The organism is Streptomyces sp. NPDC002574 (assembly GCF_042889545.1).
Lineage (GTDB): Bacteria > Actinomycetota > Actinomycetes > Streptomycetales > Streptomycetaceae > Actinacidiphila.
This window is the reverse complement of sequence record NZ_JBIARB010000019.1, coordinates 40,414-65,156: the sequence shown is the minus strand read 5'-3', so window position 1 is coordinate 65,156 and position 24,743 is coordinate 40,414. Positions and strand designations below refer to the sequence as shown.

Below are 24,743 nucleotides of genomic sequence, written 5' to 3'. Positions count from 1 at the left end.
GCCGCGGGCCACTTCCACGGCGGAAGTCCGGACCAATTCGCCCGCCCCTGAAGGGCGGGGCCCCTCGGGCAGGTCGGGTGACCTGCCCGAGGGGCCCGGTGGTGCGTGACGACCGCGTCAGTGGCCCGTCGCGGACTTCCGGACGTGCAGGGCGACCGGGATCGGCGGCACCCAGTACGGCGTGTCGGTGCGCAGGACCACCGACGCCGTCCAGTCGCCGGGAGTCCGGATGCCGCGGGCGTCGAGCGTGACCGTGAACGTCGCGCTCGTGCCCGGGCGCAGCGTCAGGCGTCCGGGGTTCTCCGACAGCCAGGACACGTCGGTCTCCGTCTGGTCCCAGCCCGGCAGCTGGCGGGCGGTCGCCACGGGAACCGGGAAGCGGCTCTGGTTGCTGCCGCCGACCTGGTACATCCCCGGGGCACCGCCGCCGCGGTAGAGCGCGGTGGGGGCGTCCGGCAGACGGGTCCAGGTGTCGGTGCCCGGGTCGTAGGCGTAGCCCTCGGGGGTGAGGACGCGGTTCACTCCGACCCGCTTGAAGCCGCCGGAGACCAGGAGCCTTCCGTTGGCCGCGGCGTAGGCGCCGCTCGCCAGGCCCGTGGGCATGGCGGCGACGGGCTGCCAGCTGTCGGAGGCGGGGTCGTAGACATAGGCGTCGCCTGTCTCGACGTACTCGTGGATGCCTCCGGCGCAGTACAGCTTGCCGTTGACGGCGCCGCACGACTCCCAGCCGATGGTCTGCGGGTAGTCGGCCGCCCGGGACCACGTGCCGGTCGCCGGGTCGAGCACCGAGACGGTGCCCGAGCAGTCCGCGTTGGTGCATCCGCCGACGACGTAGAGGCGGCCGCCGAGCACGGCGCCCGCCGCGCCGAAGCGGCCCTCGGGAATGTCCGGGCCCTTCGACCACGTGTTCCGCGCCGCGTCGTAGACCTGGGTGGTCGAGCTGACCTGCTCGCCCGGTCCCCAGCCGCCCACGGTGTAGAGGCGGTCGCCGACGAAGCCGTGCGCGGTGGCCTGGCGCGGTTCGGGCGCGGTCGCGCCGCGGCTCCAGGTGGCCGCCCCGGGGTCGAGGACGTACAGGTCGCCGGTCGGTGTGTCGCCGTCCCCGGTGCCGAGCACGGAGTACAGCCGTCCCGCGTGGCTCTCCACGGCGTTGTCCATCACCGCGGCCGGCAGGTCCGGCAGGGAACGCCAGTCGGTGCCGGGCGCGGCGGAGTCCGGGCCGCCGCCGGTGCGCTCGCCGAGCCGCAGGGTGAGGGGAGCCGTGCCCGTGTTGCGCACGGTGACCCGCCGGGTGGCCCCGCCGCCGGGCGTCGTGGTCGCGTCGATGCCCGTGACGTGGGTCGACAGGCGCCCCGCCGTCAGCGCGAACGAGGCCTGCGACGTCCGGTCCGCGGGGACCGCGACCGTGCGGGAGGCCGTGCTGTAGGAGGGCTTGCCGACGGCCACCTTGTGGCTGCCGTTGCCGGGGACGAACAGGCGGTACAGGCCGTCGCCGACCCGCGGGTCACCCGCGGTGGCCAGGGTGGGCGCCGCCGGTCCGTTGCCGGAGCCGGACCGCACCTGGGCGCCGATCAGCCCGCGCCGGGTGTTGGCGTCGGTGACGAGGCCGGTGAGCATCCCGCCGCGGACCGGGGTGAGGACGCGCTCGGCGACCGTCACGTCGTCGACGGCCCACAGCAGGCCGGGACCGGTGAAGTGGAAGCGCACCCGCACCGCCCGCTCGCCGGCCCAGTCGGTCAGCGGGATCTCCACCCGTCCGCTGCCCCACCCCTGGTCCTGGTGCCACACCGTGGTCCAGGTCCTGCCGCCGTCGGCGGTGACCTCGACGTCACCGCGCTGCTCCGCGGAACCCTCGTAGTCGGTGCTGAAGGCCAGTTCCGGGTCGCCGGCGCGGCCGAAGTCCCAGACCGGGCCGGTCAGTGCGGTGTCCATGGCCACGTCCCAGCCGACGTGGTCGTTGTCCGCGACGGCGAACCCTCCGGAACCGCCGGTGTTGTTGCCCCGGCCGCCCGGGTCGTCGAACGACCAGCCGTGCCCGGTGCCCGCGAGGTCGGTCACGCTCCAGCCCTTGGGCGCGCCGGACGTCGAGTCGAAGGGCTCGGTGCCCAGGGTGTCCACGCTCAGCCGGTACGCCGGGTTGCCGGTGGCCCAGGTGTCGGCCGGCAGTCCCAGCCCCACCTTCAGGTCCGTCCGGCGCACGTCCACCGTGCGGGTCAGGGACAGGTAGTCCGGGTCGTCGCCGACCACGTGCAGGGTGTACGTGTGGCCCTCGGGCAGGTCGAGGCGGTACGCGCCGGTGACGGCGTCGGACCACACGGGGGCACCCGGAACGCCGTCGACGGTGATCTTCGCGTGCAGCGGCCAGCCGTGCCCGGAGGCATCGGTCACGGTGCCCGACACACGGTGGGTGGCGAGCTTGCGCAGCGCGAGGTCCCGCGTCGCCGCGGTGCCGTCGGCGACGTCGACCTGCGTGGCCGCGTCCGGCGCGTAGCCGTAGGCGGTGACGGTGAGTTCGTGGCGGCCGACGGGCAGCGCGAGGGTGTAGTGGCCCGCGCTGTCCGTGGTCGTGGAGAACAGGCCCGTCCTCACCGTCGCCGCGGCGACGGGCGCGTGCGAGGACCGGTCGGTGACGGTTCCGGAGAGCGTGCCGTGCGGCCCCATGCGGAAGGCGTTCAGGCCGTGCGGGGTGCCGAGGCCGGTGGGGCCGTCGTAGCCGGGGCCCGCGGTGCACAGGTAGGCGGGCGCGCAGCGGCCGTTGCCGCCCTCGGTGACGTCGTTCAGGCCGCCGGCGGCGTACGGGTAGACGTTGGGGTGGGTGCCGGCGACCGGGGCGCCGGCGCTCGCGTACACACCGGCGATGATGGGCGCCGAGGCACTGGTGCCGCCGGCCACGCCCCAGCCGCCGGAACCGTAGCCGTCGTACACCGCGACGCCCGTGGCCGGGTCGGCCACGGCCGAGACGTCGGCGACGGTGCGCCCGGGGCATCCGGTGTCCTGCTGGAAGGCGGGCTTGGGCTCGTGGAGGGAGCAGCCGGAGCCGGTGCCGCCGCCGTCGTGGTCCCACACGGACTCGGTCCAGCCCCGGGACGTACCGGCGTCCTTGGTCAGCGAGGTGCCGCCGACGGCCGTGACGTACGGGGAGGCCGCGGGGTAGGCGACGCCGTAGCGGGAGTCGCCGGACGAGGCGATGATCGCGACGCCCGGGTGGTCGTAGTGGACGTCGAGGGCGGACTCGGCCGGGTCCTCCGGGTAGAAGGCGTAGTTGGAGCCGTAGGAGTTGGAGACGTACTGCGCGCCGAGCGCCACGGCCTGGTCCACGGCGGCGCCGAGGTCGTCGCTGGTCGGGGTGTCGGCCTCGACCAGGACGATGCGGGCGTTCGGGGCGATCGCGGAGACCATGTCGAGGTCGAGGGATATCTCGGTGGCCCAGCCCGGGTCGGGGTCGGGGTAGGCGGTGCCGCCGCGCTGGTCGGCCTTGGTGAAGCAGCCGTTGGCGGTGGTGCAGGCGGGCAGGCCGTACTGGGCTCGGTAGACGGCCAGATCGGCCTCGGCGTCGGGGTTGTCGTAGGCGTCGACGATGGCAATCGTTCGTCCCGCGCCGCCGTTCGCGGGCAGGGCGTAGGCGCTGAGCAGATCGGCGGGCCCGAAGCCGGCCGGGGCCTGTCCGGCCGTCCGGAAGCCCTTCCGGGCGGGGACGTCGGTGCGTCGCAGGCCGAAACAGGTGAATTCATGCGGTTTTGCCGGTCCGCAGAGCGGCTCGACATGACCCGGCTGGGTGCGGGCGGACGTCTTCGGGGCCGGAAGGGCGCTGTCGGCGGCGGTCGCCGGAGCCGGTGCCGCGGCGCCCAGCGCGGTGAGCGCGGCGATCACCGTCGCGCTCGCCACCCCCGCGCGGAGGGGCGACCGTCTCCCCCGTCGCGGCGTGATCCAGTTCAATATGGACAAATCACAACTCCTGTGAACATCCTGTGCGGCGGCAGACACCGCCCCTGGATCAATGAGTTGCGTCGCGGACCGGAAAAGTTCACGGAACGCTCGATATTTCTCTCCGGATTTTTCCCGGACGCTCAGTCGGGGTCCACCAGCCAGCGCCGCACCTGACGGCGCGCGTTGTGCAGGCGTGACTTCACCGTGCCCAGGGGGATGCCGAGCTGTTCCTCGATCTCCCGGTACTCCATCTGACAGATGTCGCGGTACACCAGGGGCGCGACGAGCTCCGGGCTGACGCCCTCCAGGCGCTCCAGCGCCTCCAGCAGGTCGATGCGCGTACCGGCGATCATGCTCGTCCGGCGCGGGTCGGGGGTGTCGGTGTCCGCCACGGACAGCGGCTGCTCACCGCGCCGGCGCTTGAGTTCGCGGTACTTCTGCCGGCAGCAGTTGGCGACCACCGTGTACAGCCAGGTGTGGAACTGGCTGCGGCCCTCGAAGGTAGCTATCTTGCGGGCGACTTGGAACAGGACGTCCTGTGCCGCCTCCTCGGCGTCCTCCCGGTGCACCAGGAAGCGGCCGCAGCGCCGCAGCACCTCCGGCCGGATCCGCCCCAGCAACAGGTCCAGGGCCGCGGCGTCGCCGGCCGCCGCGCGCGCCGCGAGTTCCTCTGTCCCCTGGTCGGACGTCACGGGGGTCCTCCTCGGGTCGGTGGGCGGCCGGTGCATGATATGCCCATGCCCCCACCTCAGCAGATCGGCCGCTACCGGCTCGTGCGGCCCCTCGGAGCCGGGGCGTTCGCGATGGTCTGGCTCGCGCACGACGACACCCTGGAAGCCCCCGTCGCGGTCAAGGTGATGGCCGAGAACTGGGCGTACCGCCTGGATCTGCGCGAGCGCTTCCTCGCCGAGGCCCGGCTGCTGCGCAGGGCTGCCTGCAGCCGCCTGGTGCAGGTCTTCGACATGGGCGAACTTCCGGATGAACGCCCTTATTTCGTCATGGAGTACGCGGACCGGGGCACATTGGAGGATCTGCTCGCCGACGGTCCGCTCCCCCTCCACGACGCGCTGCGGCTGACCGCGGAGGCCGCGCGCGGAGTCGCGGCCCTGCACGAGGCGGGCGTGGTGCACCGCGACATCAAGCCGTCCAACGTCCTGATCGGCACCGCGCGGGACGGCACGCAGCGGATCCTGGTCGCCGATCTGGGGCTGGCCAAGGCACTCGCCCAGGCCTCGGGCCTGACGATGATCGCCGGGTCGGCCGGCTACATGGCGCCCGAGCAGGCGACCCGCGACGGGGGCGTGGACGTGCGGGCCGACGTCTACGGGCTCGGGGCCGTCCTCTACCACCTGCTGACCGGGACGGTGCCCGGCCCCCCGGGGCGGATCACCCGGCCCGACCGGCTCCGCACGGGCCTGCCGGCCGACGTGCGGCGGGCGGTGCTGCGCGCCCTGCGGACCGATCGCAGGAAGCGCTGGCCGGACGCCGGGCACTTCGCCGCCGAACTGGAGGCGCTGGCCGCACGTCATGACCGTCCCGCCACCGGCGGGGCACTGCGGCGGCTCCGGGAGCACCGGCGCGCTTCGGTGCTCGCGCTGTGCGCCGTGCTGGCGGCAGCGGCGACCGGCGCCGGACTGCTCGCCACCCGTACCGCTCCGCCCCGGACCCCGGCGACCGTCGCGGTGAGCGACTCCAGCGGGCGGATCACGGTGACGGTGCCCGCGGCGTGGAGCCGCGAACTGGTCGCCGGCGGGTGGAGCCCGAAGACGCTGGGGCTGCCCGGCGGCCAGGAGCCCGGGCTCGTCATCGCCGGGGACGCCTCCCGCTGGCCGGACCTGGACGCGCGGGTCGACGGCGTCTTCGTGGGACTGAGCGAGCACGGCGACCTCGCCGGCCGCGTCGGCGCCATCCGGCACGACCTCTGCCGCCGCCGGCAGTCCCGCGGCTACCGCAGCACGAAGTGGAGCGGCCAGGTCCGGCACTGGACGGCGTGCGGCACCGCCGGAGGGTCGATCGACGAGATCAGCCTGGGGCGTGACGGCGCCGCCCAGCCCCAGGTGTACGTCCAGGTCAGGCAGGAGGGTGGCGCCGACATGACCGACACTGTCCTCGACGGCCTCGACATCAGCTCTTGATCGTCACCCGGAAAGACCGTGAACTTCTGCCGAGCCCGTGGCATCCCACTATGAGGAGGGTTGCCCTCCCCCACGAGGCCCGCCGACGGCGCGAGGCGTCGCGGCCGCACCACAGGACGGAAAGAGGCACAGACGTGGCGAACCAGTACCACGACGGATCCACGGCGCAGCAGCACCGAGGCCGGCCGGCGCTCCCCGGCCGCCGCGCACGCCGGGCCGGCATCCCCGTCCTTCTGGGCGCGGCCCTCGCGACGGCGCTCCTGAGCGGTTGCGGGAAGGACGGCGGCAGCAGCAACGTCAGCGCCCCGCAGACGCTCCCCGGCTCGGCGAACCCGGCGAGCGGCGACGCGACGGACTCCGCCCCCGCGGACACGTCCTCCGCCGCGACGCCGGGCGCCACCGCGGCCACCACGACCGGCGCGAACGGCACGACGACCACCGCGAACGGCGGCAGCGGCGGCACCGGCGCGACAGCGGCCGCCACCGACCGCTGCCACACCGCGGACCTGCGTGCCTCCATCGGCCCGAACGACCCGGGCGCGGGCCAGGAGAACTTCCCGGTGGTCCTCACCAACCGGTCCTCCCGCACCTGCACCGTCTACGGGTTCCCCGGCCTGGCGTTCGTCAACAGCGCGGGACAGCAGGTGACGGTGGACCCCGAGCGGAACACCGGCCAGGCGAAGCAGCGGGTCACCCTGGCACCGGGCGCGAGCGCCTGGTCGCCGATGTCGTTCAGCAACCCGGACATCACCGGGGTGACCACGGTGGTCCCGGCGGCCGTGCTGGTCACGCCGCCGGACGAGCGCACGTCCCTGCGCGTGCCGTGGAACGGCGGCAAGGTCTCCAACACCGGCAAGGCCTCGGTGCCGCGGCTCGGTCCGCTGCAGGCGGGCACGGGCGCCTGATCCGGCGGCCCCGTCACTCTCCCCCGGCGCCCTCGACCAGCCGGGCGAGGTTGTCCAGGGCCATCCGCGTTCCCGTCTCGTTGTCCTCCCGGGGCACGACGTCGGGGATGCCCTCGTGCACGATGACGACGTCGGTCCCGCCGTCCACCGCGGTGAGCGACGTCGTCATCGTCATCGTGCCGCGCAACGCGGCGTCGTCGGTCTCGAACTCGACGACCTCGACGACCAGTTCGTCCGGGACGAGACGCGCGAAGTGCCCGTGGTAGGTGTCCGTGTGCGCGCCGGACTTCCCCTCGCCCTGTTGCCCGTCGTACGAGAGCGACACCCGGAAGCGGCCGCCCTCGCGGGCCTCGAAGGCGTGCACGTGACCGCTCATGCCGTCCGGGACGCGCCACCGCGCCACCGCCCGCGCGTCCAGGAGCGCCCGGTACACGGCGGCGGGGGTCGCCCTGACGCGCCGCGAGACCTGTGTGGAGTACATGCGGGCCACCCTAGAGGCCGGTTGGGCCGGGGCAGGCGCCATCGCACGGGGGCGAGGGGGGTGTTGCGGGGGCGTAGGCGATGGTGGGTACGCCCGCGACGGACGTCCGTGCATGGAGATCACGAACCGCGGCCGGGGCACTGGAAGACCAGTGCCACAAGCACGAACTTCCGTGCCACGCTCGCCAAGGGCCCAGGGAGACCCTGGATGCCGCCGCGCGCCCCGGCCGCGTACTGCTTCGCGATCCGCGATCGATGGGGTCGCTGCCGCAGAAGTCCCAGGTCAGCAGCGAGGTGCCCGCGCCGGACCGACGGGCCGTCAGCGACGGCCGTCAGGGGACGGAGCCGCGCTCGTCCCACTCTCCGGTACGCCGCGGGCCGTGTTCCGCGCCCTGACGGCGGCCCTGCGGCCCCGCAGGGTGTCCATAGGCTCTCGGTCGCAAGATCAGCAAGGATCGGGAGGTGCTTCTTCATGTCCATACCCCGCATACCCGCCGCAAGGCGAAGGCGGGTGCGTGCTCGTGTGGCCGGGATGGTGATGGCAGGACTCACGCTGGCCCTGCCCGCCACCGCCGTGACGGCGACGGCGACGGCGACGGCCGCACCGTCCGCGACCGCCGCGGCCCCGGTCGCACCGGCGGCGGCCGGGGCCGACTGGCCGTACGCGGGTGGTGACCTCGGCGACACGCACAACGCGGCATCCGAGCGCACCATCGGCACGGGCAACGTGGCCGATCTCGAGCCCAAGTGGACGTTCACCACTGGGGACAGCGTCTCGGCGACGCCGACCGTGGTGGACGGCTACGTGTACGCGCCGGACTGGGCAGGCAACCTCCACAAGGTGCAGGCGACGACCGGTCAGAAGATCTGGAGCCACCGGATCAGCGACTACACCGGGATCGCGGGCGACATCTCGCGGCTCAGCCCCGCGTACGGGAACGGCACGATCGTCACGGGCTCGGGCGAGCAGCGCAGCAACAGCACGGACGGCGCGTTCCTCTTCGGGATCGACGCCCTGAGCGGCACTCGGCTGTGGAAGACGCAGATCGACGCGGACCCGGCCGCCATCGTGACGTCGTCGCCCGTCATCGCCGGCGGTGTCGTCTACGTCGGCGTGTCGTCCAAGGCCGAGCGATTCGCTCCGCCGTACACGTTCCGCGGCAGCGTCGTCGCTCTGGACGCCGTCACCGGGGAGAAGCTGTGGAAGACCTACGTGGTCCCCGAGGGCTACCCCGGCGGCGCCGTCTGGGGCAGCAACCCGGTGGTCGACGCGAAGACCGGACTCGTGTACGTCGGAACGGGCAACAACTACACGGTACCGCCGGGTGTCTGCACCTCCCCCGACGAGACCGGCTGCGATCCCGGGGCGGCCGACAACTACCAGGACTCCATCGTCGCCTTCGACATGCACACCGGCGAGATCGTCTGGGCCACCAAGACCCTGACCGCCGACGCCTGGACCGTCGGCCAGCGGTTCGGTGACGACTTCGACTTCGGCTCCGCGCCCAACCTCTTCACCACCACCGTCGACGGCAAGGCCACGGATCTGCTCGGCATCGGCCAGAAGAGCGGCGTCTACTGGGCGCTCGACCCGGCCACGGGGAAGATCGTCTGGGCCACGGCGGTCGGCCCCGGCGGCAACCTCGGCGGTCTCCAGTGGGGCTCGGCCGTGGACGGCAAGCGCATCTACGTCGCCAACACCAACACCAACCACCTGTCCGTCACGCTCACGTCCGCGACCGGGCAGAAGTCGACGACCACAGGCGGTTTCTGGGCCGCCCTCGACCCGGCCACCGGGAACATCCTGTGGGAGACCGCGACACCCGGCTCGGCGTCGCCCATGTCCTTCGTGTCCAGCGCGAACGGCGTCGTCTACGGCGGATCGACGAATCCGACCGGCAACAACATGTACGCCCTGGACGCCGCGACCGGCGCCGTCAAGTGGGGCTTCCCCAGCGGGGGCGCGGTTCTCGGCGGCGCGTCGATCGTGGACGGCTCGGTGTACTGGGGCTCCGGCTACCACACCCAGAACATGGGGCCGTTCTTCCCGGCCAAGGGTGACAACAACAAGCTCTACGCGTTCTCCCTGCCGCGGGCCCTCCCGCAGACGGTCTACGTCTCGCCGGCCGCCGTCGCCTCCGCGGCGGACACCAGTTGCAGCACTCCGGCCTTCAGCTCGATCAACGCGGCCGTCAAGGCAGTGGCCGGCGGCGGTCGGGTCGTCGTCTGCAACGGCACGTTCCACGAGGACGTCGCGGTCACCAAGCCGCTGGCCCTCGAAGCCCGTTCGAACGTCACCGTCGACGCCTCCGGCCTCATCAACGGCATCGAGATCAGCGCGCCTGACGTCACGGTGACCGGGTTCACGGTGAAGAACGCCGTCGGCGAGGGGATCCTCGTCAACAGCGTGAAGAACGCGACCATCGCGAACACCATCGTCTCGGGCAACAACACCGGTACGGGCCCGAACGCCGTCGCCAACTCCTACACCTCGTGCGGGCGGACGCCGACCCGGCCCGGTGACTGCGGCGGAGGCATCCACCTGCTCGGCAGCTCCAACGCCACCGTGCTGGCCAGCACCGTCAGCGGCAACGGCGCCGGGATCGTCATCAGCGACGAGACCGGTCCCGCGTCCGGCAGCACCTTCAGCGGGAACTCCGTTCACGGCAACGCCTCGGGATCCGGCTTCGCCCTGGTCTCCCGCAACGGCGCGGCGGCTCCCGGCGGCGTCCGCGCCCCCGGCGCCGGTGGTGTCTTCGGCAACACCATCACCGGCAACAACGTCTTCGACAACGGACTCGACGCGGGCGGAGGCGGGGTCACCCTCGCGTCGGCCATGGCGGGCGGCGCGGTCTACGGCAACACCGTGCAGAGCAACGTCGTGACCGGCAACGGCTGGGCGGGCGTGGCCGTGCACGGCACCGCGTCCGGGTCGGACCTGGGCGGCAACGTCGTCAGCAACAACCAGATCGGCACCAACAACACCGTCGGCGACACCGAAACCGGCGCCACCGACGATCTGCAGACCACGGGTCTGCTGGTGAGCACCGTGGACCCCATCTCCCTCCGGATCACCGGAAACACCCTCTCCGACAACGTCCTCGGCATCTGGACGCACGGCCCGGTCACGGCGGGCGACGCCGCCCGTGCCAACAACTTCAGCAACGTCACCACCCCGGTGTCGGCCCACTAGAAGCACCTGGGCCCACCGCGCGCCACGTCCTGCCGATGACCCGTCCGGCAGGACGTGGCGTTCGTCTGCCCGCGGCCGGGAACGGGAGGCACGGCTCGCTCCTTCGCCCCCCTAATGAGCGAGTGAGCTCGGAGTCTCGCCGAACTGCCGCTTGAAGGCGCGGCCGAAGTGGCTCGCATCGGCGAAGTGCCATCGGGCTGCCACCGCTGAGACGGTGTATCTCCCGTCCATGGCGACGAGTTCTTCGCGCGCACGCTCCAAACGGCGCCGCCGTACATAGGCCATCAGGGATTCGTCGACTTCGGTGAACGCCCGGTGCAATGTGCGCACGGAGACCGACAGGGTTCTCGCTATCTCGGCGGGAGACAGGTGAGGGTCCAGAAGGCGGGCTTCCGCGCAGTTACGGGCAGCTGCACGGAGCGAGGGCCGGAAGGCGGAGTCGGCGGAAACCCCGCGGGCCATGAGTGCGCCGGCCAGCAATTGCAGTACGGACTGCTGAGCGGCCCGGGTGCCCGCCGGACTCAAGTCACCGCGTGTCTCACGGATCAGACGGAGCTGCCCCATCAGCAGTCGCGCCTCGGGAGCGTTCTGGGAGAGGAGCGTGAGTGTCGGCAACTGGTCGAGCCCGGTGTCGGCCAGCGATTCGGACGGCAGCAGCAGGACCCGCGCCCGTGAGCCGGGCCGGTACGCGAACTCCAGGGGAACCTGTGCGTCCCGTACGCACAGCGTGCCCGGGGGGACCTGAACGGTACGGCCCGCCTCGGTGAGGCTCAGTCCGCCACTGTGCATGATGTGAACCACCGTGCGTCGCTCCGTGGCCCGCTTCATGCCTATGACGCCTTCCACCGCGTCGCCGTATTGTTCGCTGACCCCGATATCCCCGATCGCGGAGGATTCCACCCAGCACCGGTAATGGCCTGTCGTGTACTGCTTGGGAACGCGCAATGAGTGCACATGCCAAGGCCGGGCGTCGTTCAGGGTCCGCCACCGCTGTCTCAGCAACTCGTCGCGCCGCGCATGTGCCAATGCGACCTCGATGCGCATACGAGGTGAACTGGAATGAGACGGCGGGTCGACGCAGGAGATGCCTGACATATTCACCTCGAAACTGTATCCGATTGCCTTTTCACACCTCGTGGAGACGATTTCCGGACAGCTTGCACGCGCAACGGACGGGTGCGCCCGCCGCCGCCGGGAGGGATGCGGACCCCGGGCATGCCGGGCAGTCTGGAGGTGGGGCGCGTGGTGTGTCCGCGGGGACGTCACCGCTGACGCCGGGTACGAGGGGAAGAGACCCCATGAACGAACATCCGCTGATCGAGGACCACGGACTCGTCGGTGACCTGCAGACGGCCGCGCTGGTCTCCACCGAGGGAACGATCGACTGGTTCTGCAGCCCCCGATTCGACTCCCCGAGCATCTTCGGAGCGTTGCTCGACGGTGAGAACGGCGGCCACTGGACCATCACTCCCCAGGCGCCGACCCACGCGACCAGGCAGCTCTACTACCCGGACACCTGTGTGCTGCTCACCCGGTTCATGACCGAGCAGGGCGTCGGATCGGTCGTGGACTTCATGCCGCCCGCCTCGCCGCGCAACCCGACGCGCACGCACCGGCTGGTCCGCATGATGCGGTGCACACGCGGCGAGATCTCCTTCGACATCGAGATCGCCCCCCGGTTCGACTACGCACGGCAACCGCACGAGGTCAGCGCGCACATGGGCGGCTGGCATTTCGCCGGCCGGGACACGGACGTGACCGTGCACGTGGTGGACACCATCGGGGACGAGTGCACGGACGACCGCAGGATCCGAGCCGGCGATGTGTGCATGACCGTCGGGCTGCGCGCCGGAATGACCCGCGGCCTGGTGCTGGAGACGTTCGCCGACGGCCCGCCCCGCACCGTCCCGCCCGAGGAGTGCGAGCGGCTCTTGGAGGACACCATCGCCTTCTGGCACAACTGGCTGGCGCGCTCGCGCTACACCGGGCGGTGGCGCGAGATGGTCAACCGCTCCGCCATGACCCTCAAGCTGATGACGTACGCCCCGTCCGGAGCCATGGTCGCGGCGCCGACCACCAGCCTGCCGGAGCAGGTCGGGGGCCAGCGCAACTGGGACTACCGCTACGCGTGGGTGCGTGATGCCTCCCTGTCCCTGCACGCCCTGCTCGGGCTGGGGTTCACCGAGGAGGCCGTGGCGTTCACCGAGTGGCTGGGCGACCGCGTCCAGGAGCCCGCCGGACCGGGCGGGCACCCCCTGAAGGTCATGTACCGCGTCGACGGCTCCTCCGACCTGGAGGAGCAGACCCTGGGGCACTGGAAGGGCCACCGGGGCTCCGCTCCGGTGCGGGTCGGCAACGGCGCCGCAGACCAGTTGCAGCTCGACATCTACGGATCGGCGCTGGAATGCCTGCACTTCGCCGACCAGCAGGGTCTGCCGACCACCTGCCGCATCTGGCAGGCGCTGATCAACACGGTGGACTGGGTGTGCGAGAACTGGGACCGTCCCGAGGCCGGCATCTGGGAAACACGCGGCGGTGACAAGGAGTTCACGTACGGGCGGCTCATGAGCTGGATCGCGCTCGACCGTGCCATCCGCATGGCCGGCCGGAGCGGCCGCCCCGCCGAGGTGCAGCGCTGGACGAGGGAACGGGACGCCATCTACGGGCAGATCCTGCGGCGGGGGTGGAGTCCGGGGCGCGCCGCGTTCACGCAGTACCTGGGCAGCGACGTGCTGGACTCGGCCCTGTTGCGGATGCCGGCGGTGGGGTTCATCCCCGCGCAGGACCCGCGGTGGCTCTCGACCCTGGACGCGATCAGGAAGGACCTCGTGTCCGACGGCCTCGTGTACCGGTACGACCCCGCCGCCTCCCCCGACGGACTGCTGGGTTCCGAGGGCACCTTCTCGGCCTGCACCTTCTGGTACGTCGAAGCGCTCGCCCGCGCCGGTTACCTGCGGGAGGCCCGGCTCGTCTTCGAGAAGATGCTGACCTACGCCAATCATCTCGGCCTGTACTCCGAGGAGATCGGGCTGACCGGCGAGCAACTCGGCAACTTCCCGCAGGCACTGACCCATCTGGCCCTCATCACCGCCGCGCTGAGCCTGGATGCCCACCTCGACGCCGCCAGGCCCGGATTCCCTCCCACCTCCGCGGTCCCGTTCCTGTACACCCAGCCGATGGCGGCGGCCGGGGGGCCGCCCGTCACGCCGACCACCCCCTATCCCTCGGACCACGTCATCCGCAGGTGAGCGCACGGTCCTCCGCGCTCCGCCCGCTCCCCCACCCGCCCGCTCCCCCACCCGTGCGGCCCCCGCCCGTCACCCGCCCGGCCGCTCCCGGGTCGCGGCGGGGTCCGGCGTGCCGCAGTGTGCCGTACGGCCTCGCACCGCACCCTGGAGGGATCGCACATGAAGATCGGCATCGGGCTGCCCAACCACGTGCGCGACGTGCCGCCCGGCCTGGTGCCCGCCTGGGCCGCGCAGGCCGAGCAGGCGGGCTTCGCCTCGCTGGGATCGGTGGGCCGTATCAGCTATCCCGGCGTCATGGACACCGTCGCCCTGGCCGCGGCCGCCGGGGCGACCGGCACGATCGAACTGATCAGCACCATCCTGATCGGTCCGGTCTGGCCCCCGGACCTGCTGGCCAAGGAGGTCGCCGGCATCGACGGCGTCTCGGGCGGCCGGTTCACGCTGGGGCTCGGCCTCGGTGGCCGGCTGGACGACTTCCTCGCCGAGGGCCCGGGCCCGCGCGGCCGGGCCGCGCGGATGGAGCGCGACATCGAGGAGTACCGCAGGATCTGGCGCGGCGAGAGGCCGCAAGGGGCCGAGAACCCCCTCGTCCCCGCCGGTACCCGCGGGGACATCCCGGTCCTGCTCGGCGGCCTCACCCCGAAGGCGTACCGGCGTGCCGCGCGGATCGCCGACGGCTTCATCGGCGCCTCGATGGCGCCCTCGGTGGTGGCCCCGGCGTTCGAGGCGGTCCGGACGGCCTGGCGGGAGGCCGGCCGCGCGGGCTCGCCCCGGCTCGTGGCTCTCGCGTACTACGCCCTCGGGGACCCCGAGGCGGGGCGCGCCAATGTGCACGACTACTACCGGTCCGGGGGCGAGGAGATGGCCTCGGCGATCACGGCGGGCATCAATTGCGGCGCCGACGCGGTCAGGTCGGCCGTGCGGGCCTTCGCCGACATCGGCGCCGACGAGCTGGTCCTCAACCCCACCGTGGCCGATCCGTACGAGATCGCGCGCCTCGCGGACTCCGTACTCTGAACCGCCACGGCACCCGCGCGCCGGGGCCCGCGACAGGGCGGACCCCGGTGGGCGGCGGCGGTCAGCCGATCTGGTCGTTGTCCTTCTGGGCGCCCCAGCCGTGCCAGCGGTCGATCTCGACCAGGGCGCTGTACCGCGCGCGGTCCCGGATCCGGTAGGGCTTGCCCAGGTACTGCTGGGCCAGCCGGTCGATGTCGGCGAGGTCCTTGTCCTCCCGCAGCTCGGCGACGTGGCCGATGATCGTGACGTGGGTGTACCAGTCGTCCCGGTCCAGCACCGTCAGCGTGACGCGGGGATCATTGCGGAGGTGGTCGAGCCGCTTGCGGCCCTCGTCCATGTTGAGCAGGATCCGGCCGTCGTCCCACAGGTACCAGGTCGCCGTGGACACCGGCTGGCCGTCGGCGCGCAGCGTCGCGAGCACCGCGTGATTGGGCTTCCTCAGCAGGGCGATCGCGGCTTCGGGAAGCGGTGGCTTGGACACGGGGGCTCCTCTTCGGTGATGTGCCGGTCTGTCTGCCCACCGTGCCACACGGCGGGCCGCCGTACCGCTCGGGAGCCGCTGTGTCGTACCGGGGGCGCCACTTCGCGGCGGGGACGGGCCGCGGCCGTCAGCCGGCCGTCCAGCCCGCGTCCAGGCAGGCCTTGGCGAAGGCGTCGGCGCCCATCTGCCATGTCTGGGCGTCGTTCGTGGCGCCCTGGACGAGGGTGCCGGACATGTTCCGGACCGGGTCGACGGCCGAGGTCTTCGCGGCCTCGCGCACCCGCGCGGCCAGCTTCGCCCGGGCGTCGACCGTCCCGGTCTCCTTGTAGCCGTGCGCGAAGAGGTCGCAGGCCCGCTGGGCGGGGCCGTCCAGCCGGTGCGTGGGGTGCGTGGGCCCGGCGCTGTCGTCGCCGCATGCGGAGACGGTCAGGAGTGCGGCGCCGGCCAGGACGACGGCCGCGGTGCGTGTACGCATTCGGGCATGATGACGGCAGAAACGCGCGGGCCGTCGGATGTGCGGCTTCCGCGACGCGTCGGGGCACCCTGCCGGGGCGGCGCCCCGCCGGTGGGCGGTCGGTGGGGCGACGGTGCGCCGTCGGGGTGCCGTCCCCCCGGGGCGGACATAAGGTCCGAATGTGAGTCATGGCCGGTGCGAGGGGTGCGGCGCCTCAGGACCGGACTCCGCTTCGCGGGGCCGCCGGTGCTGCCGGGCCGCGCCTCCGCGCGCGGTGCCCCGCGTACTGCCGGTGCCGGCGCCCGTCGCCGCCGGGAGCAGGTGACGACGTGGAGGCCGCGGGTGGCTGCGGGGGAGCCGCGGAACGCGGCCCGGACGCGGTCGTCCCCGACCTGATCGGGGTCGTCCGGGAGACCCGGGCGTCCGTGGGCGCGATGTACCTGCTCGAGCAGGGTGAGTGCGTGCTGCGCCTGGCGGCGCTCACCGGGCTGTCCTGGCGGATCGCGGCGCCGTGGGCGAGGGTCGCGCTGACGGACCGAGCCCCGGTGTCCGACGCCGTGCGCGAGCGGCGTGCGGTCTGGCTGGGCAGCCCGGAGGAACTGGCACGCCATTACCCGAGGCTCGCGCTGATCCTGCCGCACCGCTTCCTGCTCGCGGCCGCCCCCGTCGCCTCCGGCGCCACCGCGTGGGGCGGGCTGGTGCTCCAGTGGCCGGGCTCCCACCCGCCGCGGCTGAGCGCGCACGAGACCGAGGCGATCCACCGCGCCTGCACCTCTCTGGCCGGACTGCTGAGCCGGGCCGCGGCAGACGGCCACCCGGTACGGGCCGGGGCCCGGCCGCGGCTGCTGCCCCCCTCGCGGCCGCGGACGGTCTGGCCCGCGGAGGCGCAGGCCGCGGCCGACTTCGCGGAGCGGCTGCCCGGCGGCTGCTGCACGCTGGACGTGGACGGGCGCATCGCCTTCGTCACCACCGCCGCCGCCGAACTGCTCGGCGCCGGCGTCCCCGAACTGCTGGGCGCCCGCCTCTGGCAGGTGCTGCCGTGGCTCGACGCCCCGGCGGTCGAGGACCACTACCGCGGCGCGCTGATCAGCCGGCAGGCCACGTCCTTCACGGCGCTGCGCCCTCCGGACCGGTGGCTGGCCTTCCACCTCTACGCGGACGGCTGGGGCGTCAGCGTCCGGATCGTGCCCGCCGAGGACGCCACGGACCCGTCGGGCGTGCTGCGGCCCGCGCCCCCCGCCGAGCCCGGACGGGGCACCGGTCTCTACCAGTTGATGCACCTGGCCGCCACGCTGACCGAGGCCGTCGGGGTGCAGGACGTGGTGGAGCAGGCCGCCGACCAGTTGCTGCCCGCCCTGGGGGCGCAGGCCCTCGCGCTGATGGCGGCGGAGGAGGGCAGGCTCCGGATCATGGGCTACCGCGGCTGGGCGGCCGCGTTGATGGACCGCTTCGACGGCGCGCCGCTGGCCTCGTCCGTGCCCGCCGCGCGGGTCCTGGCCACCGGCATCCCCTCCTTCTTCAGCGACTGGGCGGAGCTGAAGCGGGCTCATCCTCCGGTCGGCATCGACGACGGCATGAGCGCATGGGCCTTCCTGCCGCTGATCACCTCCGGCCGCCCCGTGGGCTCGCTGGTGCTCGGCTTCGACCGGCCCCGTCCCTTCACCGTGGAGGAGCGGACCCTGCTGACCTCCGTCGCCGGGCTCGTCGCCCAGGCACTGGACCGCGCCCGCCTCTACGACTCCAAGGACCGCCTCGCCCACGCCCTGCAGGCCGGGTTGCTGCCGCAGGTGCTGCCCCGGATCGCGGGCCTGGACATCGCCGCACGCTATCTGCCGGCCGGCCGCGGCATGGGGATCGGCGGCGACTTCTACGACCTCATCCGCCTGACGGACCGCTGCGCCGCCGCGGCGATCGGCGACGTCCAGGGTCACAATGTGAACGCCGCGGTGCTGATGGGGCAGGTCCGCACCGCCGTCCACGCCACGGCGGGGGCGCCCCCCGGCGAGGTGCTGGCCCGTACCAACCGGGTCCTGACCGATCTGGACTCCGGGCTGTTCACCAGTTGCCTGTACGTCCACCTGGACCTGGCACGGCACCGGGCGCGTCTGGCGACGGCGGGTCACCCTCCCCCGCTGCTGCGCCATCCCTGCGGCCGGACCGAGGTGCTCGACCTGCCGCCGGGACTGCTCCTCGGCATCGACCCGGCGGCCGACTACCCGTCCACCGAGATCCCGTTGCCGCCCGGCGCGGTGCTCGCCCTGTACACCGACGGCCTCGTGGAGTCGCCCGGCGTGGACCTCGGGCAGGCCATCGCCGGGCTCGGGGACCGGCTGGCGGACGCGGGGGACGCCGCGGGCGGGGGCATCGAGCTGCTCGCGGACACCCTCGTCCGGCGGGCGGAGCAGTCAGCCGCCCGCAGTGACGACGTCGCCCTGCTGCTCATCCACCCGCACCGGGACGGCTGAACGGCGATGCCCCCGGCGGCCGGTGACCCGGCGCCGGGGCTCTGTCCGGACGGTGCGGTCAGCCGCGGTGCGGTCCGGCCGGAACGGCGCCGCGACGGCGGGCGACCAGCGAGTCCAGGATCTCTCCGGCCCGAACGGCCGTGGTGGACAGCAGGGTCGAGGCCAGCCCGTGCGTGTGCTCGGTGCCGCCCTGCAGGTAGATCCCCGCGGTGACCTCGGGCGCGACCTCGACGCGATGGTCCCGGCCGACCCGGACGGCGTCGCCGTCGTCGCGCAGGCAGATCTTCGCCGACTCGCCGAGGAGGACGGAGATGTCCTTGGAGCGGTAGCCGGTGGCGTGGACGAGGATGTCGGCCGGCAGGGTGCTGCGCTCCCCCGTCGGCAGGAACTCCACGCTGATGCCGAGGCGGTCGTCGAGGACGTCGACCGCCCGGATGCGGGAGACGTTCAGGAAGCGGAGCCGTTCGCGGCCCTGGACCTTCTCGCGGTAGGAGGTCGCGTACAGGGCCTCGATGAGGTCCATGTCGACCACCGAGTAGTTGGTGCTGCGGTGGTAGTCGAAGAGCGACTGCTTCACCTCGGAGGGGGCGTCGTAGTAGACGTCGACCGCCTCGGGGTCGAAGATCCGGTTGGCGAAGGGGCTGTCGTCGGCGGGTGTGTAGCCGTACTTGGCGAAGACCGCGCAGACCTCCGCGTCGGGGAAGGTGCGGTGCAGGTAGTCGACCGCCTCGGCGGCGCTCTGGCCGGCGCCGAGGACGACGGCGCGCCGCACCGGCTCGCCGCTCGCCGCGAGTTCGGCGACGCGCGGCAGCAACTGGCTGTTGTGCCAGATCCGCTCGGACAGCTCGGTGCCCGGGGGCAGGTGCGGTTCGAGGCCGACGGCCACGCTGATGTTGCGGGCCCGGTGGGTGACGGTGCGCCCGGGGTCCCGGGGGTCCTGGCACACCACGTCGAGGTGGTCGATCTCGCCGTCGTCACCGCGGACGGGTGTGATCGACAACACCTCGGAGGAGTAGTCGACGAGGTGGGCAAGGCGCGCTGCGGCCCACTCGAAGTACTCGTGGAACTCCACCCGGAGCGGGAAGAGCGTCTTCTGGTTCAGGAAGTCGACCAGTCTGCCCTGCTCGCGCAGGTAGCACAGGAAACTGAAGTCACTGGTCGGGTTCCGCATGGTGACCAGGTCCTTGAGGAAGGACACCTGCATCGTCGCGTCGTCGATCAGCATGCCGCGGTGCCATCCGAAGCGGGGCTGCCGTTCCAGGAAACCGGCCTCGATCCGCTCGGAAGCGGGACGTTGGGCGTTGTGCTCCTCGATGGCTATGGCCAGAGCCAGATTTGACGGCCCGAAACCGATTCCCAGGACGTCGTGGATGATGTCCGGCTCACTGCGCGGTGCTGTCACCGTTGCATCGCCTCCCTCAGCGCGCCACATAATAGATAAGGTAAGGCTTACCTTGCAATATTGCTCCGTCGAAGGGGAGACACCATGCGGGTCGTCATGTTCGGCTATCAGACCTGGGGACACCGGACGCTGCAGGCCCTGCTGGAGTCGGATCACGAGGTCGTCCTCGTCGTGACCCACCCCAGGAGCGAGCACGCGTACGAGAAGATCTGGGACGACTCGGTGGCCGAACTGGCCGAGAAGCACGGCGTGCCGGTGCTGCTCCGCAACCGCCCCGACGACCCCGGACTGCTGGAGGCGATCCGCGCCGCGGCGCCCGACATCATCGTCGCCAACAACTGGCGCACCTGGCTGCCGCCGGAGATCTTCGAGCTGCCTCCGCACGGCACGCTCAATGTGCACGACTCCCTGCTCCCCGCCTACGCGGGCTTCTCCCCGATCATCTGGGCGCTCATCAACGGCGAGGAGCGCGTCGGCGTCACCGCGCACCGGATGGACGCCGAACTGGACGCCGGCGACATCCTGCTGCAGCGCTCGGCACCGGTGGGCCCGCGGGACACCGCGACCGACCTCTTCCACCGCACCGTGGGCATGATCTCCCCGCTCGTGCGCGAGTCCCTGGACCTCATCGCGTCCGGCACCGCCCACTGGCAGCCGCAGGACCGCTCCCGCGCGAGCTTCTTCCACAAGCGGTCGGTCGAGGACAGCCGCATCGACTGGAACTGGCCCGCGGAGGACCTGGAACGCCTCGTACGGGCCCAGTCGGACCCGTACCCCAACGCCTTCACCCACCACCGCGGCGAGCGCATCAGGATCGTGTCCGCCGCCGTCTCGAAGGCCCGCTACGGCGGGACGCCCGGCCGGATCTTCATCCGGGAGGGCGACGGGGTCGTGGTCGTCGCCGGCGCGGACGCGCGCGGCGGGCACCGCCCGGGACTGCTGGTCCGCACGATCCGCACCGAGGACGGGACCGAGTACGCGGCCGGCGACTGGTTCCGCTCCATGGGCGGCTACCTGACGTCCCGTCCGTGACCACGGCTCTCGCGGGCCCCGGGCCGTACCCGGGGCTCCGCGGCCTCCGGGGGCGCACGGTCGTCGTGAAGGTCGGCGGCAACGCCATGGGCGAGGACTCCCCGCTGCGCTCCGTCGCGCAGGACGTCGTCCGCCTGCGGCGGACCGGGGTGCGGGTCGTGGTGGTGCACGGCGGCGGGCCGCAGATCAGCGCCCAACTGGACCTGGTGGGCATCGAGGCACGCTTCGTGGGCGGCCTGCGGGTCACCACCCCCGAGGTCCTGGACGTCGCGCGGATGGTCCTGGCCGGCAAGGTGCAGCGCGACCTCGTCGGGCTGCTCAACGAGCACGGCCCGTACGCGGTCGGGCTCACCGGCGAGGACGCGCACACGCTGACCGCGGTGCGGCGGTATGCCGAGGTCGACGGCGAGGTCGTCGACATCGGCCTCGTCGGCGAGGTGACGGAGGTCAACACGGCGGCCGTGGACGTGCTGCTGGACCACGGCCACATCCCCGTGGTGTCCTCGCTCGGCCGCGGAGCGGACGGCCAGGTCTACAACGTCAACGCGGACGCGGCGGCCGGGGCGCTGGCCGCCGCGCTCGACGCCGAGGCGCTGGTCGTCCTCACCGACGTGCCGGGCCTGTACGCGGACTGGCCGCGCCGGGAACGGGTCCTGCACCGGCTCACCGCCGCCGAGCTGGAGTCGATGCTGCCGTCGCTCGGCGGCGGCATGGTGCCGAAGATGGAGAGCTGCCTGCGCGCGGTGCGCGCGGGCGTCCGCTCCGCCCGGGTCCTGGACGGCCGCGGACCGCACGCCCTGCTGCGGGCGCTGTCCGGCGGCCAAGGGACCGGCGGGACGACCGTCCTGCCCGGCTGAACGGGCAGGGTGGGGCGGCAGCCAGGTCGGTCAGTCGACGGGGACCGGGACCGCGTCGTGGTGCCTTCCCATGGGGATCACCAGCGGGGTCCCGCTCACCGGGTCGGTGGTGATCCGGCAGCGCAGATCGAAGACGTCCTCGACCGTGGCCTCGGTGACGACCTCGGCGGGCGGCCCCTCGGCGGCGATCCGGCCGGCCTTCATCGCGATGACGTGGTCGGCGTACCGGCAGGCCTGGTTGAGGTCGTGCAGGACCATGACCACGGTGCGGCCCTCACGGCGGTTGAGGTCCGTGATGAGGTCGAGGACGTCGATCTGGTGGGCCAGGTCGAGATAGGTGGTGGGCTCGTCCAGGAGCAGCACGGGGGTGCCCTGGGCGACCGCCATGCCGATCCAGGCGCGCTGGCGCTGGCCGCCGGACAGCTCGTCGACCGCCCGGTCGGCCAGGTCGGCCATGCCGGTCGCCGCCAGGGCCTCGTGGACGGCGAGTTCGTCCGCCTTCGACCACTGCCGCCACCAGTTCTGGTGCGGTGAACGTCCCCGGCTGACCAGGTCGAAGACGGTCAGCCCCTCGGGCGCGACCGGGGTCTGCGGCAGGATGCCGAGGCGCTGGGCCAGTTCGCGGGTGGGCAGCGAGCGCAGGGCGCGGCCGTCGAGCTCGACGGCGCCCCGGCGGGGGGCGAGCAGGCGGGCCAGGGCGCGCAGCAGGGTGGACTTGCCGCAGGCGTTGGCGCCGACGATCGCGGTGATGCGGCCGGAGGGTATGACGAGGTCCAGGTCCTCGACGACGAGCCGCTGGTCGTACGCCAGGTGCAGCCCGCGGGCCCGCAGTTCGGGCTGCGGGGCCGGAGCGGGTGCGGGGGCGGTGGTCGCCATGTGTTCAGCCTCCTGAGCCCGCGCGGTTGGCGCGGATGAGCAGCCAGAGCAGGACCGGCGCGCCGATGACGCCGGTGACGATCCCGACGGGGAGTTCCGTGCCGGGGATCGCTTCCCGCGCGATGAGGTCGGAGCCCAGCACCACCAGGGCCCCGGTCAGCCCGGAGGCCACCAGGGGCGGCCACGCCGTGCCGGCCATCCGCTGGGCGATCTGCGGGGCGGCCAGCGCGACGAACGCGACCGGGCCCGCCGCGGCCGTGCCGAAGGCGATCAGCCCGACGCCGACGAGCAGCAGGGCGAGCCGCACCGGCTGCACGGGGGTGCCGAGCCCCGCGGCCACGTCGTCGCCGAGTTGGAGCGTGCGCATCCAGCGGCCCATGCCGAGGGCGAGCGGCACGAGGACGGCCATCGCGACGGCGAGCAGGTCGACCTGGTCCCAGGTGCGGCCGTTGAGGTTGCCGACCAGCCAGCCGAGGGCGGCCTGGGCCTCGAACCGCTCGCCGCGGGCGACGAGGTAGTCGGTGGCGCTGGTGCAGATCCAGGAGACGCCGATGCCGACGAGGATGATGCGGTACCCGGTGGCACCGCCCTTCCAGGCCAGCGCGTACACCAGCAGCGCGGTGACCAGCGCGCCGAGCAGACCGAGGCCCTGGGTGCCGAGTCCGCCGTCCCGGCCGAGCACGATGCCGGCCACCACGGCGGTGCCGGCGCCCTCGGTGAGGCCGATCATGTCGGGGCTGGCCAGCGGGTTGCGGGTCATCGTCTGGTACAGCGCGCCGGAGATGCCGAAGGCGATGCCGACGAGCAGCCCGGTCAGCGCGCGCGGCAGCCGCAACTCCCGGACCACCAGGACCGTTCCTGGGTCGCCGGAGCCGGTGAGGGCCTTGACCACGTCGCCGAGCCCGATCGGGTAGTCGCCGAGGGACACGCCCCAGCAGAAGAGCAGGAAGACCGCGACGGCCAGGGCCGCGCACAGGACGACCAGCCGGGGCCGCAGCACGCCGGAGACCGGGGGGGTCGTGAGCCGGTAGGGCCTGCGGCCGCGGAGGGGGGCGAGGGCGGTCATGCTCAGACCTCCGCGAGTTTGCGCCGGCGGACCAGGGCGATGAAGAACGGGCCGCCGATGAAGGCGACGAGCACCCCGGCCTGGATCTCGGTGGGCCGTGCGACGACCCGGCCGAGGATGTCGGCGGTGAGCAGCAGGACCGGCGCGAGCGCCGCAGAAAGGGGAAGCAGCCAGCGGTGGTCGGGGCCGATGCCCGCGTACTGGGCGAGCAACCGGGCGACATGCGGCACCACCAGGCCGAGGAAGACCACGGGGCCGATCACCGCGACCGCGGCGCCGGTCAGCAGCATGACGGCGGCGAGTCCCTGGAGCCGCACCAGGCCGAGCCGGCGGCCGAGCGAGGCCGCGACGTCGTCGCCGAGCGCCAGGCTGTTGAGCGCGGGGGCGGCGGCGAGCGCGAGCAGCGCCCCGATCGCCAGGAACGGCAGGATGGCGCGGACGACGCCCCCGTCCTGGTCGGCGAGGGTGCCGGCGGACCAGAAGCGGTAGCGGTCCAGGGCGTCGGGGTCGGTGAGGACGATCGCGTTGGTGAGCGAGAACAGCAGGAAGGTGACCGCCACTCCGGCAAGCGCCAGCTTCACCGGGGTCGCGCCGGACCGTCCCGTCCTGCCGAGCAGGAAGACCACGACGCTGGTGGCGAGGGCGCCCGCGAAGGCGAACCAGATGTAGCCGTACAGCGATCCGGCCCCGAACAGGGCGATGGCGATGACGATCCCGAAGGACGCGCCGGCGCTGACGCCGAGGATGCCGGGGTCGGCGAGCGGGTTGCGGGTGAGGGCCTGCATGAGCGCGCCGGACAGCCCGAGCGCGGCGCCCGCGGTCAGGCCGAGGACGGTGCGCGGGACGCGGACCGTCCAGACGATGTTGTCGACGAGCCGGCTCGGGGGGTGGCCGAACAGCGACCGGACCACCTGGTCCGGCGGGATGTCCACGGCCCCGAGACCGATCGACAGCAGGCAGAGCCCGGTCAGTACGGCGACGAGCAGGACGACGAGCAGGACGGGACGCAGTCCCCCGCGCGCGGTCACCGGCCAGGCTCCACAGCCACCATCCTTAGGTTAGGCAGGCCTTAACTGTACCCCTGCGACGTGTGCGGTTTCCGCCACACCGGAGGGGCTATCAAGTTAGGTAATGCTTACCTTAATATGGCGACCGGTCACGACTCGGCCGAGTCGGTTCCGCATGTAAGGGGAGGCACGGGCACC

The 24,743-nt window shown here is 72.8% G+C and carries 18 protein-coding genes; 8 read left to right on the top strand and 10 right to left on the bottom strand.

The genetic code is table 11. From position 1 onward, the window contains the following. Positions 1–117: 117 nt before the first annotated feature. Together ACFYXS_RS35075 and ACFYXS_RS35070 are read right to left on the bottom strand one after the other, a co-directional pair. The gene (locus ACFYXS_RS35075) at positions 118–3,885 is read right to left on the bottom strand and encodes a kelch repeat-containing protein (protein WP_389255717.1); all 3,768 of its coding nucleotides are present in this window, start codon (positions 3,883–3,885) and stop codon (positions 118–120) included. A 182-nt stretch (positions 3,886–4,067) separates the two neighbouring features. Then, positions 4,068–4,655, bottom strand: coding sequence for an RNA polymerase sigma factor (locus tag ACFYXS_RS35070; protein ID WP_389255715.1), 588 nt, complete (start codon positions 4,653–4,655; stop codon positions 4,068–4,070). A gap of 9 nt (positions 4,656–4,664) precedes the next feature. On the opposite strand from ACFYXS_RS35070, the gene ACFYXS_RS35065 reads away from it, so the two are divergent. Both ACFYXS_RS35065 and ACFYXS_RS35060 read left to right on the top strand, forming a co-directional pair. Next, complete coding sequence (locus ACFYXS_RS35065) at positions 4,665–6,062, top strand: serine/threonine-protein kinase (RefSeq protein WP_389255713.1); 1,398 nt, start codon at positions 4,665–4,667, stop codon at positions 6,060–6,062. Between the two features lie 134 nt (positions 6,063–6,196). Beyond that, positions 6,197–6,967: a DUF4232 domain-containing protein gene (locus ACFYXS_RS35060; RefSeq protein ID WP_389255712.1), complete on the top strand. Its 771-nt coding sequence runs from the start codon at positions 6,197–6,199 to the stop codon at positions 6,965–6,967. 13 nt (positions 6,968–6,980) lie between these two features. Here the strand turns inward: ACFYXS_RS35060 and ACFYXS_RS35055 are convergent, their stop codons facing one another. Further along, complete coding sequence (locus tag ACFYXS_RS35055; RefSeq protein WP_389255711.1) at positions 6,981–7,448, bottom strand: SRPBCC domain-containing protein; 468 nt, start codon at positions 7,446–7,448, stop codon at positions 6,981–6,983. Between the two features lie 537 nt (positions 7,449–7,985). Here ACFYXS_RS35055 and ACFYXS_RS35050 point away from each other — a divergent pair. Beyond that, positions 7,986–10,640 (top strand): PQQ-binding-like beta-propeller repeat protein, encoded by a 2,655-nt coding sequence (locus tag ACFYXS_RS35050; protein WP_389255709.1) that lies wholly within the window; start codon positions 7,986–7,988, stop codon positions 10,638–10,640. Positions 10,641–10,751: 111 nt separating this feature from the next. Here the strand turns inward: ACFYXS_RS35050 and ACFYXS_RS35045 are convergent, their stop codons facing one another. Then, complete coding sequence (locus tag ACFYXS_RS35045; RefSeq protein ID WP_389255707.1) at positions 10,752–11,684, bottom strand: helix-turn-helix domain-containing protein; 933 nt, start codon at positions 11,682–11,684, stop codon at positions 10,752–10,754. Positions 11,685–11,938: 254 nt separating this feature from the next. On the opposite strand from ACFYXS_RS35045, the gene ACFYXS_RS35040 reads away from it, so the two are divergent. Both ACFYXS_RS35040 and ACFYXS_RS35035 read left to right on the top strand, forming a co-directional pair. Beyond that, positions 11,939–13,888: a glycoside hydrolase family 15 protein gene (locus ACFYXS_RS35040; protein ID WP_389255705.1), complete on the top strand. Its 1,950-nt coding sequence runs from the start codon at positions 11,939–11,941 to the stop codon at positions 13,886–13,888. A 159-nt stretch (positions 13,889–14,047) separates the two neighbouring features. Then, the gene (locus ACFYXS_RS35035) at positions 14,048–14,905 is read left to right on the top strand and encodes an LLM class flavin-dependent oxidoreductase (RefSeq protein ID WP_389255703.1); all 858 of its coding nucleotides are present in this window, start codon (positions 14,048–14,050) and stop codon (positions 14,903–14,905) included. A 61-nt stretch (positions 14,906–14,966) separates the two neighbouring features. Here the strand turns inward: ACFYXS_RS35035 and ACFYXS_RS35030 are convergent, their stop codons facing one another. Next, positions 14,967–15,386 carry a PPOX class F420-dependent oxidoreductase gene (locus ACFYXS_RS35030; protein ID WP_389255701.1) on the bottom strand — a complete coding sequence of 140 codons (420 nt, stop codon included), beginning with the start codon at positions 15,384–15,386 and terminating at the stop codon, positions 14,967–14,969. A 127-nt stretch (positions 15,387–15,513) separates the two neighbouring features. Continuing rightward, positions 15,514–15,861, bottom strand: a complete 348-nt coding sequence (locus ACFYXS_RS35025; protein WP_389255699.1) for a hypothetical protein — start codon at positions 15,859–15,861, stop codon at positions 15,514–15,516. Positions 15,862–16,169: 308 nt separating this feature from the next. Between ACFYXS_RS35025 and ACFYXS_RS35020 the strand changes: the two genes are divergently transcribed. Next, on the top strand, positions 16,170–18,305 hold the full coding sequence (locus ACFYXS_RS35020; RefSeq protein WP_389255697.1) for a SpoIIE family protein phosphatase: 2,136 nt from the start codon (positions 16,170–16,172) through the stop codon (positions 18,303–18,305). Positions 18,306–18,363: 58 nt separating this feature from the next. Here the strand turns inward: ACFYXS_RS35020 and ACFYXS_RS35015 are convergent, their stop codons facing one another. Continuing rightward, positions 18,364–19,737: a lysine N(6)-hydroxylase/L-ornithine N(5)-oxygenase family protein gene (locus tag ACFYXS_RS35015; RefSeq protein ID WP_389255695.1), complete on the bottom strand. Its 1,374-nt coding sequence runs from the start codon at positions 19,735–19,737 to the stop codon at positions 18,364–18,366. 54 nt (positions 19,738–19,791) lie between these two features. Between ACFYXS_RS35015 and ACFYXS_RS35010 the strand changes: the two genes are divergently transcribed. Beyond that, positions 19,792–20,739 carry a methionyl-tRNA formyltransferase gene (locus tag ACFYXS_RS35010; protein WP_389255693.1) on the top strand — a complete coding sequence of 316 codons (948 nt, stop codon included), beginning with the start codon at positions 19,792–19,794 and terminating at the stop codon, positions 20,737–20,739. Then, positions 20,736–21,596, top strand: a complete 861-nt coding sequence (gene argB / locus ACFYXS_RS35005; RefSeq protein WP_389255691.1) for an acetylglutamate kinase — start codon at positions 20,736–20,738, stop codon at positions 21,594–21,596. Before ACFYXS_RS35010 ends, argB begins: the two co-directional genes overlap by 4 nt. 30 nt (positions 21,597–21,626) lie before the next feature. Here the strand turns inward: argB and ACFYXS_RS35000 are convergent, their stop codons facing one another. Genes ACFYXS_RS35000 through ACFYXS_RS34990 form a run of 3 tightly spaced genes read right to left on the bottom strand, consistent with a single transcriptional unit; the run spans position 21,627 to position 24,566 of the window. Next, entirely contained in the window at positions 21,627–22,472 is an 846-nt protein-coding gene (locus tag ACFYXS_RS35000) for an ABC transporter ATP-binding protein (protein ID WP_389255689.1), read from the bottom strand. A gap of 4 nt (positions 22,473–22,476) precedes the next feature. Then, positions 22,477–23,538: a FecCD family ABC transporter permease gene (locus ACFYXS_RS34995; protein WP_389255687.1), complete on the bottom strand. Its 1,062-nt coding sequence runs from the start codon at positions 23,536–23,538 to the stop codon at positions 22,477–22,479. Between the two features lie 2 nt (positions 23,539–23,540). Further along, positions 23,541–24,566, bottom strand: a complete 1,026-nt coding sequence (locus ACFYXS_RS34990) for a FecCD family ABC transporter permease (protein ID WP_389255685.1) — start codon at positions 24,564–24,566, stop codon at positions 23,541–23,543. Between the last annotated feature and the right edge of the window lie 177 nt (positions 24,567–24,743).